The organism is Streptomyces tauricus, assembly GCF_014650955.1.
In the GTDB taxonomy this organism is placed as follows: Bacteria; Actinomycetota; Actinomycetes; order Streptomycetales; family Streptomycetaceae; genus Streptomyces; species Streptomyces tauricus.
Genome location: NZ_BMVY01000010.1, coordinates 185,289 through 200,569, shown reverse-complemented (window position 1 = coordinate 200,569; position 15,281 = coordinate 185,289). Strand labels below are relative to the sequence as shown.

The window sequence follows — 15,281 nt, the reverse complement described above, 5'->3', positions numbered from 1 at the left end:
CAGATTACGTCGGGTGTGCGGGAATCCGCGCGGAAATGAAAGCGGGCCGATACCGATGCATGTGATGCCCCTGCTCCTGCTGATCGCGGGCAGTGCCGCGGTGGCGGGCGCCGCGCGCCGTACTCCGGTGCCCGCGCCCCTGCTCCTCGTGGCGGCGGGCCTGATCGTCTCGTACGTCCCAGGGGTGCCTGACTACACCCTCGACCCCCACATCGTCCTGCCGCTGCTGCTGCCTCCGCTGCTCTACACGGCCGCCACGGACAGTTCGTACCTCGACCTGCGGGCGCAGATCCGCCCGGTCGCGCTGCTGTCGGTCGGGTACGTGCTGTTCGCGACGTTCGCCGTGGGCTGGGCCGCGTACATGATCGTGCCGGACCTGTCGCTGACCGCGGCGCTGGTGCTCGGCGCGGTCGTGGCGCCGCCGGACGCGGTCGCGGCCACGGCGGTGGCGCGCAGGGTCGGGCTGCCGTCGCGGGTCACCACGATCCTCCAGGGCGAGTCACTGGTGAACGACGCGACCGCGATCACCGCCTACAAGGTGGCGCTCGCCGCCGCCGTCGGAGAGGGCGCGACCTGGGCGGGCGGCATCGGCGAGTTCCTGCTCGCGGCGCTGGGCGGCATCGGCGTCGGACTCGTCCTGATGGTGCCGATCCACTGGATGCGCACGCATCTGAAAGAAGCGCTGCTGCAGAACTCCCTGTCGCTGCTGACTCCCTTCTTCGCCTACGCGGTCGCCGAGCAGCTGCACGCCTCCGGAGTGCTCGCCGTGGTCGTCGTCGCGCTCTACCTGGGCCACCGCAACTGGGAGGTCGACTTCGCGACCAGGCTCCAGGAGGAGGCCGTCTGGAAGATGGTCGCGTTCATCCTGGAGTCGGCGGTCTTCGCCCTCATCGGCCTGCAGCTGCCGGTGATCCTCAAGGGCCTCGGCGAGTACGAGGGGCCGAGCGCGGCCTGGTACGCGGTGGTCCTCTTCCTGATCGTCGTCGCCACCCGCTTCGCCTGGGTGTACCCCGCGACCTACCTGCCGCGCCTGCTGTCCGCGCGGATCAGGAAACGGGAGGAGAACCCCACCTGGAAGGGGGCCTTCGTCATCAGCTGGGCCGGTATGAGAGGCGTGGTCTCGCTCGCCATCGCCTTCTCGATCCCGCTCACCGCGGACGGCGGCGAGGACTTCCCCGGCCGCAACATGATCCTCTTCCTGACCTTCACGACGGTGATCGGAACGCTCGTCGTGCAGGGGCTGTCGCTGCCACCGCTCATCCGCATGCTGAAACTCCCGGGGCGGGACCAGCAGGCCGAGACACTCGCCGAGGCGAACGCCCAGGCGCAGGCCTCCCGGGCCGCCGAGCGGCGCCTGGAGGAACTCCTCTCCGACGAGCGCAACACCCTTCCGCCACCCCTGGCGGACCGGCTGCGCACGGTCCTGGAGCGCCGCCGCAACGCCGTCTGGGAACGTCTCGGCCAGGTCAACACCGTCACCGGCGAGACCGCCGACGACACCTACAGGCGGCTGTCCCGGGAGATGATCGGCGCCGAGCGCGCGGTGTTCGTGAAGCTGCGGGACGGCCGCTTCATCGACGACGAGATGCTGCGGACCCTGCTGCGGCGCCTGGACCTGGAGGAGGCCGCCGCGTTCCGCGAGACGACCTAGGTCCGAGCGGTCGGCAGGGCGCTGTCCGGCCTGCCCGTGATGACGGCCGCGAGCGTCGTCCCGGGCTGGAACGCGCCCTCCGCGGCGAGGGTCACGAGTCCGTAGAGCGACTTGGCGACATAGAGACGTTCGACGGGCAGGTCGTGGCGCTGCTCGAAGTCGGCCGCGAAGGCGTCCAGCTCGGGAGGCGTACGGGCGTAGCCGCCGAAGTGGAAGCGGTCGTCGAGGGACCAGTCGCCGCGCGGCCCGCCGAACGCCTCCTCCTGGAGGGCCCGTATGTCGGCGCCGAGGAAGCCGCCCTTCAGGACGGGTATGCCCAGCGCGCGTCTGCCGGGAGGGAGGCCGCCGGCCAGACCCGCCAGGGTGCCGCCCGTGCCGCAGGCGAGTGCGACGACGTCGGCGTGCTCGCCCAGCTCCTCGCCCAGCGCCGTGCAGCCGCGTACGGCGAGGGCGTTGCTGCCGCCCTCCGGGACCACGTACGCGTCCTCGCAGGCGGTCGCGCGAAGGAGGGCGGCCAGTGTCTTCGGCTCGCTCTTGTGGCGGTACGTCGATCTGTCGACGAAGTGGAGCCGCATGCCGTCGGCCGCGCACCGGGCGAGGGACGGGTTCAGGGGGCGGTCGGCGAGCTCCTGGCCGCGGACCACACCGACGGTGGGCAGGCCCAGCAGACGGCCCGCGGCGGCGGTGGCCCGCAGATGGTTCGAGTACGCGCCGCCGAAGGTGAGGACCGTGCGGCCGGCCGCCGCGCGCAGGTTCGGGGCCAGCTTGCGCCACTTGTTGCCGATCAGCTCCGGGTGGATCAGATCGTCCCGCTTGAGCAGCAGCCGCACACCGCGGCGCGCGAACCGCTCGTCCACGACCTCCCGCAGCGGCGACGGCAGCCGCGGCCGCAGGACGCCGAGGTCGGGGGTGGCTGCTTCAGGGGTGTCGGGGCCGGTCACACCCCCATTGTCGGACACCCGTCCGAGCGACACGCGGGCTGCGCCGGCACATGGGCTTCGCCGACACCGCCCCGGTCAGGTCCGGCCCCGCGGGCGGAGCCCGGCCGTCACTGCAGGAGGTCCCGGACGCGCGCCCGCATGGCGGCCATCGTGAAGCCCCGGGGGTCGATCTTGCCCGGCTGCCATTCCAGATGACCGATCACCGAGCGCTCCGTCCAGCCGTGGTGGCGGCAGACCGCCGCCGCGGCCCGCGCGGCGGCCTCCAACTGGGCCTCGGGCCACGGGTCCTCGCCGTCGCCGAGGTTCTCGCACTCGAAGCCGTAGAAATGGCGGTTTCCGTCGGTGTTCGCCTCGTTGTCCGCCGGCAGCGCCGTTTCGGCGATCACCGCGCGCAGGACGTCGTCGTCACCGAGGCCCGCGTGATTGGAGCGGCCGAAACCGACGAGATGGACGCGGCCGTCCTTGGTGATGACACCGTGGCACAACGGGCCTGGTAACCCGCTGTAACCGTCACGGCAGAGCTCGACCGTGTGCTCGCTGCCCGACGTCACCGTGTGATGGATCATCACGCCGTGGACCGGGCCCCACGGGCCCTTGTGATTGCGGTTGTGATGCTCCCAGTCGCCGACCTCGACGACGGTGATTCCCTCCGCCTTGAGCCGGCTCAGAAAACTGCCCGCGGACATGGGTGAGGCCACGGCCGCCTCCTCACGGGGCGCGACGGCCACCCGCCGTGGCCGCCTCGTACCGCTGCTTGTACCCGCAACTCCCGTGCAGCGAACACCTGTTCGTCCGCCCGGTGCCCAGGACCAGGCGCCGGGCGTCAGGTGCTAGGCGCGCAGGAAGCCGTCCCCGTGTGTCGCGATGTGGCTCTCCACCGCCTGGAGCGCCTGCTGCGTGGCCTGCGGGGAACCGCTGCCACGCCGCTCCGCGAGGTAGGCGGCGCCGAGGGTCTTCAGCAGATCGCCGCCGGTCCGCTGCGCCTGCACCTCGTCGATCTTCTGCTTGCCCTGCGTGAGGCCGCGCTGTGCTTGTTCCTTCGCGCGGTCCAGGAAGCCTGCCATGGCCGTCTCCTCCGTCGTCGTGCGTTCTGCCTGTTCAACGGGCCGCCCGATCTTGGAGTTCCCCGGTCGGAGGGCCCTCGGACCCGTCGGCCCGGTTCACCCGGTCCGGCCGGGCGCCCGCAGTATGCCCCGCTTCGCGAAGATCCATTCCCGCTCTTTCGTGTAATAGCACCAGCACGGTCCGTGATGGAAGTGTGGGCGCCGCACGCTCATTGCACGATGGGGAGGACATTTTCATGTCGGTAGGCGAAGAGATCCGCGCGGACCAGGACCAGCCGCAGAAGAGTCTCGGCACATCCGCGGCGCGGAACCTGGCCACGACCACCAAGTCCGCACCGCAGATGCAGGAGATCAGCTCACGATGGCTGCTGCGCATGCTGCCGTGGGTGAACGTGCAGGGCGGCACGTACCGGGTGAACCGCAGGCTCAGCTACTCCGTGGGAGACGGCCGCGTCACCTTCGTGAAGACCGGTGACCGCGTCCAGGTCATCCCGGCGGAGCTCGGCGAACTGCCGGCGCTGCGCACCTACGAGGACCAGGAGGTGCTCGCCGAGCTGGCCGCGCGCTGCGAGCAGCGGGAGTTCGAGCCGGGCGGCGTGATCGCCTCCTTCGGCAGCCCGGCCGACGAGGTGTTCCTGCTGGCACACGGCAGGGTCGAGAAGATCGGCACGGGCCCGTACGGGGACGACGCGGAGCTGGGGACGCTCGCGGACGGCGCCTACTTCGGCGACCAGGCGATCCTCGACCCGGACGCCATCTGGGAGTACACGGCCCGCGCGACCACCGCGTGCACGGTCCTCGTGCTGTCCCGCACGCACTTCGACACGATCTCGGAGCGCTCCGAGTCCCTGCGCGAGCACCTCGCGCAACTGCGCGCGATCCCGCACCAGCGCGCCAACAAGTACGGCGAGAAGGAGATCGACCTCGCGGCCGGCCACACGGGAGAGCCCGCCATCCCGGGGACGTACGTCGACTACGACGCGGCGCCACGGGAGTACGAACTCAGCGTCGCCCAGACCGTGCTGCGCATCCACACCCGCGTGGCCGACCTCTACAACCAGCCCATGAACCAGACCGAGCAGCAGTTGCGGCTCACGGTGGAGGCGTTGAAGGAGCGCCAGGAGCACGAGCTCATCAACAACCGGGAGTTCGGGCTGCTCAACAACTGCGAGTACGACCAGCGGCTCCAGCCGCACGACGGCGTACCGAGCCCGGACGACCTGGACGAACTGCTCACCAGGCGGCGCGGCACCAAGCTGCTGCTCGCCCACCCCCGCGCGATCGCCGCCTTCGGACGCGAACTCAACAGGCGGGGCCTCGTCCCGGAGACCCTGGACGTGGCGGGCAACCGCATCCCCACCTGGCGCGGAGTGCCGATCTACCCGTGCAACAAGATCCCGGTGACCGAGGCCAGGACGACGTCCATCATCGCCATGCGTACGGGCGAGGCGGAGCAGGGGGTCATCGGACTCCAGCAGGCGGGTATCCCGGACGAGATCGAGCCGAGCCTGTCCGTGCGGTTCATGGGCATCAGCGAGCAGGCGATCATGTCGTACCTGGTCACGACGTACTACTCGGCCGCGGTCCTGGTGCCCGACGCGCTCGGTGTCCTGGAGAACGTCGAGATCGGCCGTTGGCGGTGACCTCCGGCGCAGTGCGTGCCGTGTCCCCGTCCGCCGGACCGGGTAGACCCCAGGGATACGCGCCGGTGCCGGGGAAACCGCCACCGGCCGCGCGACCTTCGAGGCGGATCCATGGGTGAGTTCATGACGGAGACGCGCACGGGGACGCGTGCGGAGCCGCGTGCGGAGCCGCTTACGGGGACGGGTGCGGAAGCGCCGGCGGGGCCGCTTACGGGGACGGGTGCGGAAGCGCCGGCGGGGCCGCGGCAGAGCTCGTCGTCCGTGGCGGAGGGGATCGTTCCGGAGCAGGGGCCGGTACCTGTCGGGCCGCACGGCTCGCCCGAAGGACAGGAGGCGGCCGTCATCCTCGACAGGGCCCGGGTCTCGGTCGAACCGGAACTGCGCCGCGCCGTCGAGTCGCTGCCCGGCTCGATGCGCCGGGTCGCGCTCTACCACTTCGGGTGGGAGCACGCGGACGGCACTCCGGCGGCGGGGAACGCGGGCAAGGCCATCCGGCCCGCGCTCGTGCTGGCCGCGGCCGGGGCACTGGGCGGACACCGGACGACGGCCGTACGGGCGGCCGCCGCCGTGGAGTTGGTGCACAACTTCACGCTGCTGCACGACGACGTGATGGACCGGGACACCACCCGCAGGCACCGGCCCACCGCCTGGGCCGTGTTCGGTGACGCCGACGCGGTCCTCGCGGGGGACTCCTTGCAGGCGCTGGCGCACCGGCTGCTCGCCGAGGATCCGCATCCGGCGTCCGCGGCGGCGGCCGCGCGGCTCGCCGGCTGTGTCGTCGAGCTCTGCGCGGGACAGCAGGCCGACACCGCGATGGAGCGTCGTGCCCCGGACGACATCACGCTCGACGAGGTACTGGCCATGGCCGAGGCCAAGACCGGGGCGCTCCTGGGTTGCGCGTGTGCGTTGGGGGCGCTGTACGCGGGCGCCGACGACGCGGATGTCGCGGCGTTGGACGCCTTCGGGCGCGAGGCCGGGCTCGCCTTCCAGCTCATCGACGACGTGATCGGTATCTGGGGGGACCCGGGACGCACCGGCAAGCCGGCCGGGGCGGACCTGATGGCCCGCAAGAAGTCCCTCCCCGTGGTCGCGGCGCTCGCCTCCGGCACACCGGCGGCGGCCGAACTCGCCGAGCTGTACCGGACTCCGTACCGGGACGGCGATCTGGAGCGCACGGTCCTCGCGGTCGAGCGGGCGGGTGGTCGCGACTGGGCCCAGATGCAGGCGGCCGACCGGATGGCGCGGGCCCTGGGGCATCTCTCCCGTGCGGTCCCGGACCTGGAAGCGGCGGAAGGCCTGCTGTCGTTGGCGGAGTTCGTGACCCGCCGGACGTCATGAGGAGGGCCGTCTGAGACACCGGACCTCTCTGTCGCGTGCGGCACCTGACGGCGCGGCGGGGCGGAGAGGTTCCGGTTTCGGCGGGCCCCGCGCATCCCCACGGTGCGCGGGACCCGCCACCCCTCGCCCAGGTGATCGCCTAGGCTGTAACGGCCAAGTGGACAGGGGCCGTTGAGGCAAAGGGGCGGGACATGGGCGTGGCGATCCGAAGAGCGGGCGAGGCCGACCGGGAGGACGTGACGCGGCTCCTCGACGAGGCGTTCCAGGACGACCCGGTGAGCAGTTGGGTCTTTCCCGACGCGGAGCACCGCCGGCGTACGCATCCTCTGCTGATGGGGGCCTTCCTCGACATCGTGCTCGACGCGGGGTACGTGGACGTGACGGAGGACGGCTCGGCCTGCGCGCTGTGGCTGTCGATACCGGCGGGGGAGCACGAGGAGGACGTCGAGGGGCCGGCCCAGTTGCGTGCGGCCGTCGATCCCGGCAACGAACGGGTCGAGCTGATCGCCCGGCTCACCGCCGAGGCGCATCCGGCGGGCGCGGCCCACGAATATCTGTGGATGATCGCGGTCAGGCCGGACCGGCAGGGGGAGGGGCTCGGGACGGCGCTCGTCCAGCACGTGCTCGAACGGTGTGACGGGGCGGGGCTGGCGGCGTACCTGGAGGCGAGCGGGGTGCGGAGCCGGGGGCTCTATGAGCGGCTCGGGTTCGCCTTCACGGGGCGGCCGGTCGCGCTGCCCGCGGGGCCGTCGATGTGGCCGATGTGGCGCGAGCCCTTGCGCTCGCCGCTGCGGGGGTAGGGGTTTTGAGGTGCGGCGCCGCTGAGGCTGGGGTGCGCAGTTCCCCGCGCCCCTAAAAACGTGCGCCGGCCGTTGCGTTTGTCGCTGCGGCGCCGCAGAGGCTCGGTGCGTATTTCCCTGCGCGCCTAAAGGCGGCGGGCGCCCGTTGCGCCTGAGTGCGCCGTTCCCCGCGCCCCTAAATGCTGGGGACGATTGTGTGGACGATTCGTTCTACCAGGTCGTTCGGGACGGTTACTCCTGGTAGGACGCCGTCCAGTACTCCCGGCAGGGTGAGGTGTTCGAGGATCAGGCCGAGCATCGCGACGTAGAGGATCGTCACGGTTTCGTCGCCGCCCGGGAGGCCCGCGGCGCGGTGGAACTCCATGCCGTACTCGAGGTCCGCGCGGACGGTCTTCGTGTACGAGGCCCGCAGTTCGGGGCGGCGGGTGGCTTCCAGGCGCATTTCCAGGAGGCCCAGGTAGCCCGTGCGGTCGCGCTGGGCGCGGGCCATGAGGTCGTGCATGAAAGCCGTGATCAGCGAGCGGTCCCGCGGTGACTTCAGGAGTTCGGCCATGACCTCCGGATCCGGGGCCAGCCGCTCGTGGAGCCGGGTGTCGATCTGGCGGAGCAGGTCGTCGCGGCCGGTGAAGTAGTTCGAGGCGGTGCCCACCGGTACCCCGGCCTCGGCGTCCACCGCGCGGAAGGTCAGCCCGCGCGCGCCCTCGCGGGCCAGGACCTCCACCCCGGCGTCGACCAGCGCGGCCCGGCGCTGCGGGTTGCTCGCCATCCGGAAGCCTTTCTCCCACTTGAGTCCCGTACGGGGATCCACGAGTTATCACCTTGCAACCACTACAAGTGAAGCACTATGAATGGAGTGGTTCAGACAGCCTACGGAAAGAGACCGGCTTGCGAAAGCTCACGTATTTCATCGCCTGCTCGATCGACGGCTTCATCGGCGATCCGGGCGGCGACGGGTCGATGATGATCCCGTTCGTGGACGAGGAGTTCTTCGAGTTCCTCAAGACCGAGTATCCGGAGACGCTGCCCACCCACGGCCGCCGCGCTCTGGGCCTCGACGACCTGGCGAACCAGAAGTACGACACGGTCGTCCAGGGCCGCGCCAGCTACGACCTGGCGCTGCAGGTCGATGTCACCAGCCCCTACGCCCACCTGCGCGAGTACGTCGCCTCGCGCACGCTGAAGGAGTCACCCGACCCGAACGTCGAGATCGTCGCCGACGACCTGGTCGGCAAGGTCCGCGAACTCAAGGCGGAGGACGGCGACTTCGGCATCTACCTCTGCGGCGGCTCGCAGATCGCGGGCGAGCTGATCGACGAGATCGACGAGCTGGTCATCAAGACGTATCCCATCGTGCTGGGCACCGGCATGCCGATGTTCGGCTCCGGCTTCGCGATCAGCGAGTTCACGCTCGGCGAGGTGCGTACGTTCAAGAACGGGGCGGTCGTGCGGACGTACAGCCGGAAGCGCTGATTCCGGGGCTGCCGCCCGGCTGTCGGCCCGGCCCCTTGCGCAATATTCTGGAGGCATGGCCAGCGATGAGTCCCTCTGTCCGGTCTGCGAGCAGTCCGTCGACACGGTCGTGCGTCGGCACAAGACCCTGGGTGTCTACGTGCCTGTCTGGGGCCCCGGCCCCTGCCGCAACCCCCATTGCGCGAGCTACGAGGCGGGGGAGGAGCCCGCGAAGGCCGGGGCCGAGCCGGCCCTGACGGCCGCCGAGGCGGAGCCCGTGCTCATGACCGAGCCGGGCGCGCCGTCCGAGGAGCCCCGCCCCGCCACGGAGCGGAACTCCTGACCGGCGGCACCCGACAGCCGGTGCCCGCTCCCGTCACTTGCGCTGGGTGAAGCGCAGCAGATTGCCCGCGGGGTCGCGGACCGCGCAGTCACGGACTCCGTACGGCTGGTCCATCGGTTCCTGGATGATGTCGGCATCCGCGGCGAGCAGCCGCTCGTACGTCGCGTCGCAGTTCTCCGTGGTGAAGATGACGCCCCGGAGCAGCCCCTTGGCCAGCAGCTCGGCCACCGCCTGCCGGTCCGCCGCCGGTGCGTTCGGATCGGCCAGCGGCGGTTCCAGGACGATCTCCACGTCCGGCTGGAGCGGAGGGCCGACAGTCACCCAGCGCATGCCCTCGAAACCGACGTCGTTACGGACCTCCAGGCCCAGCACGTCACGGTAGAAGGCGAGCGCCCGGTCGTGGTCGTCGACCGAGATGAAGCACTGCGCGATTTTGAGGTCCATGGCCTCACGCTAGAGGCTTCGCCGCCGCTCGGCGCACCGGTCGCGTGTACATCTTCGCCACGCAGGCCGGGATCGCCGCCCCCGGTTCGTGCGACCGCGCCCGGTACGCGCTCGGCGTCTGGCCGACCAGCTCCGTGAAGCGGGAGCTGAACGAACCGAGCGACGTACACCCCACCGCGAAGCAGACCTCCGTGACGCTCAGGTCGCCGCGCCGGAGCAGCGCCTTGGCGCGCTCGATGCGGCGCGTCATGAGATAGCCGTACGGCGTCTCGCCGAAGGCCGCGCGGAAGCTGCGCTGGAAGTGGCCGGGGGACATCAGCGCGGTGCGCGCGAGCATGGGCACGTCCAGCGGCTGCGCGTACTCACGGTCCATGCGGTCGCGTGCCTTGCGCAGTCGGACCAAGTCCTCCGTGGTCATGCCCTCAGCATCCCACGGCCCACTGACAGTGCCCCCGGATCAGTCCGCGGGCTCCGCGGGCTCCGCGGGCTCCGCGGGCTCGGAGAGCGACAGCTCGCCGGTGCCGTCCAGGACCTCCCGGGCCACGGCCGAGATCCGGCGCCGCCGGGAGCGGGCGTGGTCGCGCAGCAGCGCGAAGGCCTCGTCCACGGTGATCCGGCGCCGCTGGGCGAGGGCGCCCTTGGCCTGCTCGACGAGGATGCGGGACTCCAGCGCGGTCTCCAGCTGCTCGGTGAGCCGCATCTGCCGGCGCAGTTCCCGCTGCTGCAGTATCGGGATGGCGGCGAAGTCGGCCAGGGCCCGGCCCAGCCTGAGCTGCCCGGAGTCCGGTGTGCCGGGCCCGTCCAGAAAGAAGCTGAGGGCGCCGACCACCTCGTCGCGGACGCGCAGGGGCGTCGCGGCGACCGAGTGGAATCCCAGTCGGCGGGCCCTGTGGGTGAACCGGGGCCAGGCCGCACTCGCGGCGGGGTGGTCGAGGGCGATCCCCTCGGAGGGGTTGCCGGTGCGCAGACAGTCCTGGCACGGCCCTTCGCCCCAGTCGACGCCGTTCCGTTCGAGGCTGCGGACACGGGCGTCGGATCCGGTGACCTGCGCCCGGCCGTCCCAGGGTACGGCCAGGGCGACACCCGCGGCCGCGATGTCCAGCAGTTCGACGCAGCGCTCGGACAGGGTGCGCAGGAAGTGGATGTCGTCGAAGTCGCCCGTCAGGGTCGTGGCGAGTTCCACGAAAGCGGCGGCCAACCGCTCCTCGCGCGGCTGCTCGGGCATTCCGGCTGCCTCCCCTGTTCTTCTCGTGCCTGTCTCTGCCGGTACGTTCCTGCGGATCACGCCGACTCGCAGCGACCCGCGCCGGTTCGTTCTGCCGGCTCCGTTCCGCTCCGGCCCCCGGTCGGCGGGGCGGCGGTCCGCGGGACGGCGGGCGGCATCCAGCCTACGACTACGGCGGTTCGGGTTCGATGGCAATCACGCGACGGGTCGGCTCCGTTCGGTGACTCCCGCCGCACGCCGATCGGCCGGAGCGGGACCGCGGTTCCGGTGACCGCGGCCGGTTCGACGGTCGTCAGACGGCCCGGCGCCGACGCGGAAAAGGCGAGCTGTCGGACGGGCTGCCGACGATCTGGGCGGCCAGGTCGGCGAGCTTCATGCGCTCCGCCCGGGCATGGCCGCGCAACTGCTCGAACGCCTCCTGGAGGTCGCAGTCGAGGCGTTCGGCGAGGATGCCCTTGGCCTGTTCGATGACGACGCGGCTGTTCAGGGCGTTCTGCAGTTGATCGCCCCGGACGAGCGCGTCGCGCAGCACCTCACGATGGGTCAGCCCGACGGCCGTGGCGTCGGCGAGGAGCCGGGCCCACCCGATGCCCGACTGTTCCAGCCGGCCGTGCTGGTGGTAGAGATCGAGCGCGCCCAGCGCCCGGTCCTGATGGGCCAGGGGCAGGGCCGTGACAGCGGTGAAGCCCTCGGACAGGGCGCGGCTGGTGAAGCGGGGCCAGCGGGTCCGGCTGTGCGGGTGGGACATCGGAACGTTGGCCAGAGGTCCCCTGCCGCGTGCGATGTCCAGGCAAGGCCCCATCCGGGACTCGGCCTGAAGGCACTCCAGCCGGCGCGTGCGCTCGTCCGACGCGGCCATCCGCCAGGGAACGCCCTCCGGGCCGATCAGGCTGCAGGCGGCGGCGTCCACGCCGGGCACGAGGGCCGTGACGTGCGCGAGCCGGCGCAGGAGATGCTCGTCGTTCTCACCCCGGGCCGGCGCGTCGGCCAGAGTCAGCAGGCTCGCAGCCAGTTCCTGCGCCCGGGTGGTGTCAAGCGGTTCGCTGCTCATTCACGTTTTTCCTGACGGCTGGGTGGGAGGCCGAGCCGGAACGAACCGCCCCCCGGGTGACCGGGTGTCGCCGCCGGACCGAGGGGTTGTCGTTCGTTCCACACGACAGCCAAGCACATGGCGCCATCGCGCGACTACGGTGAGTCGGGGTCGGTGGTGTCTCCCGCTCCGCGTCCTTTCGAGGGTGCAAAGCTTTACGAACCGTTGACGTTTTCGCGGCGCGGGGATACGTGAGCGCGGACGGAAGAGGTGCCCGAGTCCGCCCGCCGGTGCCAGGACCTCGCCGTCCGGGGCCGGCTGTGCGCTGGTTCCGGACCGGATGTCCGGGCGCCTCGGGAACGGGGCCCGTGCGCGGGTGAGGTGACGAGGCGTCATGCGGAGCCGTCCGCGACCGGCCGCACCACGGTCATCCCTTCCTGCGCCGGCCACCCCTCCTGCGCCGGTCGGCCTGGGTTCATGACTTCTTCCTCCTTTCGCCGCCGTCTCCAGGAGGGCGCCGGACCTTGTTCTCCTTGTCGGGGGCGCTCCGGTCCCTGTCCCGCGGCGTGCCGTGATTCCTGGACTCTCCTGCGCGCAGCCCGCGGGAGAGCTCCGCCACGAACACCTCCCACAGCCGGTCCACGGGCGGGAATCCCGGCTCGTCAGTCGCCGACGGGCGCCTCCCGCCCGACCGTCGCCCGTCTGTGCCCGACCCGTTCGCCCCGGGGCGGCCTGGCACCGGGCGGCCCGCCACGCCCCCGCGGACGGATCAGCGGCCGGGCACCGGCGCGGGGTGCGCCACCGAGGGCGAAGGCCTCGTACGCGAACGCCTGCCGGGCCGGGCAGTGGTGCGGGACGGTCCCGGTGCGAGCGTGCTCGACCGGTCCGGCCGGGCGGTGTTCGGTTGAGGTCCGGGCGGTTCCGTGCGCACTGGCGTAGCCGACCAGCGTCCTCATGGGATCGGAACACTCCCTCTTCGGCGTAGGGAATCTGGTGTGGGGCGCTCCTGGTGCAGACATGTCCGCGCTCGTGTTCGCGATCCGGGCGGGGTGTCCGGGCGGTCGCCGCCGGGATCGAACGACAGGCCGGGAGGTGTGCCGGGGCGGGACAGCGGGGGGCCCGGGGCAGGGCGGGGCTCAACTGGCACCTGTGACGGCGGGCGTACCCGGCGGGTGCGGGACGGCGGCCGGACGGCGTACGTCCGAGGGCGGTGCGCGGCACGGCGAAGCCGGTCGCCGCATGCCGATGCGCCAGGGCGCGCGGCCCCCTTCGCACGGCCCTCACCTCGGCTTCCGCTCATGGATCACTGATACACGCGGTGCTTCGCCGGGGGCTCGGGCACTGATCACCCTAGGCCGGATCGGCAGTGCGCGACAGAGGGTGACCGGCCACTCGCGGGTGGCGCGACAAGCGCGGCGGGGAGGCCACGGTCGGCAGCGCGCGGGAGGCGCGTGCGGTACGGCGGAGGTCACCGCGGCTGAAACCGTACGAGTCCGAAACCGGTGTGCGTCGGTTCCGGTAAGACTCCGACCGGTGTGAGCCCGCAGCGGTCGGAAGGACGAGACTGGGAACTCGGGTGCCGTGGCGTGACAAGGCGCGACGGGCGGGTGACGGCCCTTCGGGGATGCCTGCGTGAGCGATACTGACGGATCATGCTGATGGCCGTGCGACCGGGCGGAGGTGAAGCCGATGCGGCACGAGAACCGCGGCGGCGGGAGCGAGATGCCCGACCGTATACAGCCGTCCGATGTGGAGGATCGTCGCCGGGTCACCGAGGCCTTCACGTCCCTGACCTCCTCCAGCCAGGTGCGCCGGGTGCCCGAGCTGCTGTGCGGAGCCTGCGTGGATCTGCTGCCCGTCACCGGCGCCTCGATCTCGATCACCGGCAGCAGCACCGCACGGGCGCTGTGGTGCGCCAGTGACGACACGGCCGCCCGCCTCGCCGAGGCGCAGTACACGCTGGGCGACGGCCCCTGCCAGAGTGCCCTCGACCGGGCCGCCCCGGTGCTCGCGCCGGACCTCACCCAGGGGCCGGACGCCCGCCGGTGGCCGGTCTTCGCCCATCAGGCCGTCGAGCTGGGTGTCCGGGCGGTCTTCTCGCTGCCTCTCGGCGCCGGCGCGCTCGCGATCGGCACCCTCGACCTCTACCGGGACACCGCCGGCGCCCTGTCCCCGCGCGACCTGCGGATCGCGCTGCTGGCAAGGGACGCGGTCACGTTCGCCGTACTGAACCTCGAAGCGTCCTCGGACGGCTTCCTGTCGGCGGACGAAGCAGGAGTAGCGTCATGGGTGGACGCCGCGGAAGCCGACCACATCGAGGTCCATCAGGCCGTTGGCATGGTCATGGTCCAACTTGGGGTCGATCCCGAGCAGGCACTGGACCGATTGCGGGCGCATGCCTTCTCGGAAGGACGGACGGTCACCGAGGTGGCACAGGAGATTCTGGCCCGAACGCTGCGCTTCCATCCGGAAGCGGACGACGATCAGCAGAAGGGCCGCGGTCGGCTCGGCGACGAAGGAGACGGTGACCGGTCATGACCCGAGAAGAGCAGCTCGCAGAGGCGTTCGTCGGGCTGGCCGATACCCTCGCCGACGGGTTCGACCCGGTGGTGCTGCTGGACCGCCTGGCCGGGCACTGCGTCGGCATCGTGGGCGCCGACACGGTCAGCGTCATGATGGCCACGGTCCGTGGCGACCTTCGTACGATGTCGGTCTCCGCCCACGCGGCCTCGGCCGAACTGGTCCAGACGCAGACCCGGGAAGGCCCCGGCCGGGACTGCTACCGGACCCGGCTGCCGGTCGACGCCACCCATCTCGACGACCTCGACGGCCGGTGGCCGCGGTTCACGGCCCAGGCCCAGGAAGCCGGTTACGGCGCCGCGCACGCGCTGCCGCTGCGGGTCAACCACCAGACCATCGGTTCCGTGAGCCTCCTGCTCGCCGCGCCCACCGGCCTGCTGCCGGGCGACCTGCGGCTGGCCCAGGCGCTGGCGGACGTGGCCGCCGTGGCGCTGGTCCACTGGAGCCCGGACCCCGCCCGGCCCATGGACATCCTCACCCATGTCCAGGCGGCCGTCGCAGCCAAGGCCACCGTCGAGATGGCGCAGGGCATGCTCGTCGAGCACGGGCAGCTCGAACCCGCTCAGGCGATGGAGGCCCTGCTCGCCTACAGCGGCCGCAACGGCAACCGGTTGACCTCGACGGCCCAGGCACTGGTCCGCCGCACCCTCGAACCGTCCGTGGTGCTCGCCGCACGGGGATGACCCCGGCGTGCGCGAGCTGTCGTGCACGCCCCTGTACAACCGCGTGCGCGAGCTGTTGTGCACGCCCCCTGCGCAACGGCGTGCGCAGGG

The 15,281-nt window shown here is 71.7% G+C and carries 17 protein-coding genes; 8 read left to right on the top strand and 9 right to left on the bottom strand.

The genetic code is table 11. The features are described from left to right. The first annotated feature begins 55 nt into the window (after positions 1-55). Entirely contained in the window at positions 56-1,651 is a 1,596-nt protein-coding gene (locus IE278_RS18490) for a Na+/H+ antiporter (RefSeq protein WP_189773636.1), read from the top strand. On the opposite strand, the gene IE278_RS18485 is transcribed toward IE278_RS18490, so the two are convergent. From IE278_RS18485 to IE278_RS18475, 3 genes are all read right to left on the bottom strand, one after another. Further along, on the bottom strand, positions 1,648-2,592 hold the full coding sequence (locus IE278_RS18485; RefSeq protein ID WP_246570378.1) for a 1-aminocyclopropane-1-carboxylate deaminase/D-cysteine desulfhydrase: 945 nt from the start codon (positions 2,590-2,592) through the stop codon (positions 1,648-1,650). The two genes, IE278_RS18490 and IE278_RS18485, sit on opposite strands and share 4 nt — an antisense overlap. Positions 2,593-2,699: 107 nt before the next feature. Continuing rightward, a complete protein-coding gene (locus IE278_RS18480; RefSeq protein ID WP_189773632.1) occupies positions 2,700-3,290 on the bottom strand; it encodes an N-acetylmuramoyl-L-alanine amidase in 591 nt (196 codons plus the stop codon). Positions 3,291-3,422: 132 nt separating this feature from the next. Next, complete coding sequence (locus IE278_RS18475; RefSeq protein ID WP_149511585.1) at positions 3,423-3,656, bottom strand: hypothetical protein; 234 nt, start codon at positions 3,654-3,656, stop codon at positions 3,423-3,425. A 236-nt stretch (positions 3,657-3,892) separates the two neighbouring features. On the opposite strand from IE278_RS18475, the gene IE278_RS18470 reads away from it, so the two are divergent. The 3 genes from IE278_RS18470 to IE278_RS18460 all read left to right on the top strand — a co-directional run bounded on the left by IE278_RS18470 (position 3,893) and on the right by IE278_RS18460 (position 7,437). Then, positions 3,893-5,299, top strand: a complete 1,407-nt coding sequence (locus IE278_RS18470; RefSeq protein ID WP_189773629.1) for a family 2B encapsulin nanocompartment shell protein — start codon at positions 3,893-3,895, stop codon at positions 5,297-5,299. A 111-nt stretch (positions 5,300-5,410) separates the two neighbouring features. After that, the gene (locus tag IE278_RS18465) at positions 5,411-6,637 is read left to right on the top strand and encodes a family 2 encapsulin nanocompartment cargo protein polyprenyl transferase (protein WP_373312022.1); all 1,227 of its coding nucleotides are present in this window, start codon (positions 5,411-5,413) and stop codon (positions 6,635-6,637) included. A gap of 191 nt (positions 6,638-6,828) precedes the next feature. After that, positions 6,829-7,437 carry a GNAT family N-acetyltransferase gene (locus IE278_RS18460; protein WP_189773626.1) on the top strand — a complete coding sequence of 203 codons (609 nt, stop codon included), beginning with the start codon at positions 6,829-6,831 and terminating at the stop codon, positions 7,435-7,437. A gap of 175 nt (positions 7,438-7,612) precedes the next feature. Here the strand turns inward: IE278_RS18460 and IE278_RS18455 are convergent, their stop codons facing one another. Then, complete coding sequence (locus tag IE278_RS18455) at positions 7,613-8,203, bottom strand: TetR/AcrR family transcriptional regulator (RefSeq protein ID WP_189773748.1); 591 nt, start codon at positions 8,201-8,203, stop codon at positions 7,613-7,615. A gap of 119 nt (positions 8,204-8,322) precedes the next feature. Between IE278_RS18455 and IE278_RS18450 the strand changes: the two genes are divergently transcribed. Together IE278_RS18450 and IE278_RS18445 are read left to right on the top strand one after the other, a co-directional pair. After that, on the top strand, positions 8,323-8,907 hold the full coding sequence (locus tag IE278_RS18450; protein WP_189773624.1) for a dihydrofolate reductase family protein: 585 nt from the start codon (positions 8,323-8,325) through the stop codon (positions 8,905-8,907). Between the two features lie 55 nt (positions 8,908-8,962). Beyond that, positions 8,963-9,229, top strand: coding sequence for a hypothetical protein (locus IE278_RS18445; RefSeq protein WP_189773761.1), 267 nt, complete (start codon positions 8,963-8,965; stop codon positions 9,227-9,229). Positions 9,230-9,262: 33 nt separating this feature from the next. On the opposite strand, the gene IE278_RS18440 is transcribed toward IE278_RS18445, so the two are convergent. From IE278_RS18440 to IE278_RS18420, 5 genes are all read right to left on the bottom strand, one after another. Then, entirely contained in the window at positions 9,263-9,673 is a 411-nt protein-coding gene (locus tag IE278_RS18440) for a VOC family protein (protein ID WP_107021374.1), read from the bottom strand. Between the two features lie 4 nt (positions 9,674-9,677). Beyond that, the gene (locus IE278_RS18435) at positions 9,678-10,091 is read right to left on the bottom strand and encodes a helix-turn-helix transcriptional regulator (RefSeq protein WP_189773622.1); all 414 of its coding nucleotides are present in this window, start codon (positions 10,089-10,091) and stop codon (positions 9,678-9,680) included. Positions 10,092-10,130: 39 nt separating this feature from the next. Next, on the bottom strand, positions 10,131-10,898 hold the full coding sequence (locus IE278_RS18430) for a GAF and ANTAR domain-containing protein (protein ID WP_189773620.1): 768 nt from the start codon (positions 10,896-10,898) through the stop codon (positions 10,131-10,133). A gap of 292 nt (positions 10,899-11,190) precedes the next feature. Continuing rightward, on the bottom strand, positions 11,191-11,949 hold the full coding sequence (locus IE278_RS18425) for a GAF and ANTAR domain-containing protein (protein WP_189773618.1): 759 nt from the start codon (positions 11,947-11,949) through the stop codon (positions 11,191-11,193). A gap of 641 nt (positions 11,950-12,590) precedes the next feature. After that, complete coding sequence (locus tag IE278_RS18420; RefSeq protein WP_189773616.1) at positions 12,591-12,884, bottom strand: hypothetical protein; 294 nt, start codon at positions 12,882-12,884, stop codon at positions 12,591-12,593. A gap of 733 nt (positions 12,885-13,617) precedes the next feature. Here IE278_RS18420 and IE278_RS18415 point away from each other — a divergent pair. After that, entirely contained in the window at positions 13,618-14,466 is an 849-nt protein-coding gene (locus tag IE278_RS18415; protein ID WP_246570377.1) for a GAF and ANTAR domain-containing protein, read from the top strand. After that, positions 14,463-15,191: a GAF domain-containing protein gene (locus IE278_RS18410; RefSeq protein ID WP_189773614.1), complete on the top strand. Its 729-nt coding sequence runs from the start codon at positions 14,463-14,465 to the stop codon at positions 15,189-15,191. Before IE278_RS18415 ends, IE278_RS18410 begins: the two co-directional genes overlap by 4 nt. The last annotated feature ends 90 nt before the right edge of the window (positions 15,192-15,281 follow it).

Coding starts and splice junctions, on each gene's coding strand:
- IE278_RS18435 (WP_189773622.1), bottom strand. CDS start 10,091: ATGACCACGGAGGACTTGGTCCGACTGCGCAAGGCACGCGACCGCATG.
- IE278_RS18475 (WP_149511585.1), bottom strand. CDS start 3,656: ATGGCAGGCTTCCTGGACCGCGCGAAGGAACAAGCACAGCGCGGCCTC.
- IE278_RS18415 (WP_246570377.1), top strand. CDS start 13,618: ATGCGGCACGAGAACCGCGGCGGCGGGAGCGAGATGCCCGACCGTATA.
- IE278_RS18465 (WP_373312022.1), top strand. CDS start 5,411: ATGGGTGAGTTCATGACGGAGACGCGCACGGGGACGCGTGCGGAGCCG.
- IE278_RS18490 (WP_189773636.1), top strand. CDS start 56: ATGCATGTGATGCCCCTGCTCCTGCTGATCGCGGGCAGTGCCGCGGTG.
- IE278_RS18455 (WP_189773748.1), bottom strand. CDS start 8,203: ATGGCGAGCAACCCGCAGCGCCGGGCCGCGCTGGTCGACGCCGGGGTG.
- IE278_RS18410 (WP_189773614.1), top strand. CDS start 14,463: ATGACCCGAGAAGAGCAGCTCGCAGAGGCGTTCGTCGGGCTGGCCGAT.
- IE278_RS18430 (WP_189773620.1), bottom strand. CDS start 10,898: ATGCCCGAGCAGCCGCGCGAGGAGCGGTTGGCCGCCGCTTTCGTGGAA.
- IE278_RS18445 (WP_189773761.1), top strand. CDS start 8,963: ATGGCCAGCGATGAGTCCCTCTGTCCGGTCTGCGAGCAGTCCGTCGAC.
- IE278_RS18420 (WP_189773616.1), bottom strand. CDS start 12,884: ATGAGGACGCTGGTCGGCTACGCCAGTGCGCACGGAACCGCCCGGACC.
- IE278_RS18440 (WP_107021374.1), bottom strand. CDS start 9,673: ATGGACCTCAAAATCGCGCAGTGCTTCATCTCGGTCGACGACCACGAC.
- IE278_RS18460 (WP_189773626.1), top strand. CDS start 6,829: ATGGGCGTGGCGATCCGAAGAGCGGGCGAGGCCGACCGGGAGGACGTG.
- IE278_RS18425 (WP_189773618.1), bottom strand. CDS start 11,949: ATGAGCAGCGAACCGCTTGACACCACCCGGGCGCAGGAACTGGCTGCG.
- IE278_RS18470 (WP_189773629.1), top strand. CDS start 3,893: ATGTCGGTAGGCGAAGAGATCCGCGCGGACCAGGACCAGCCGCAGAAG.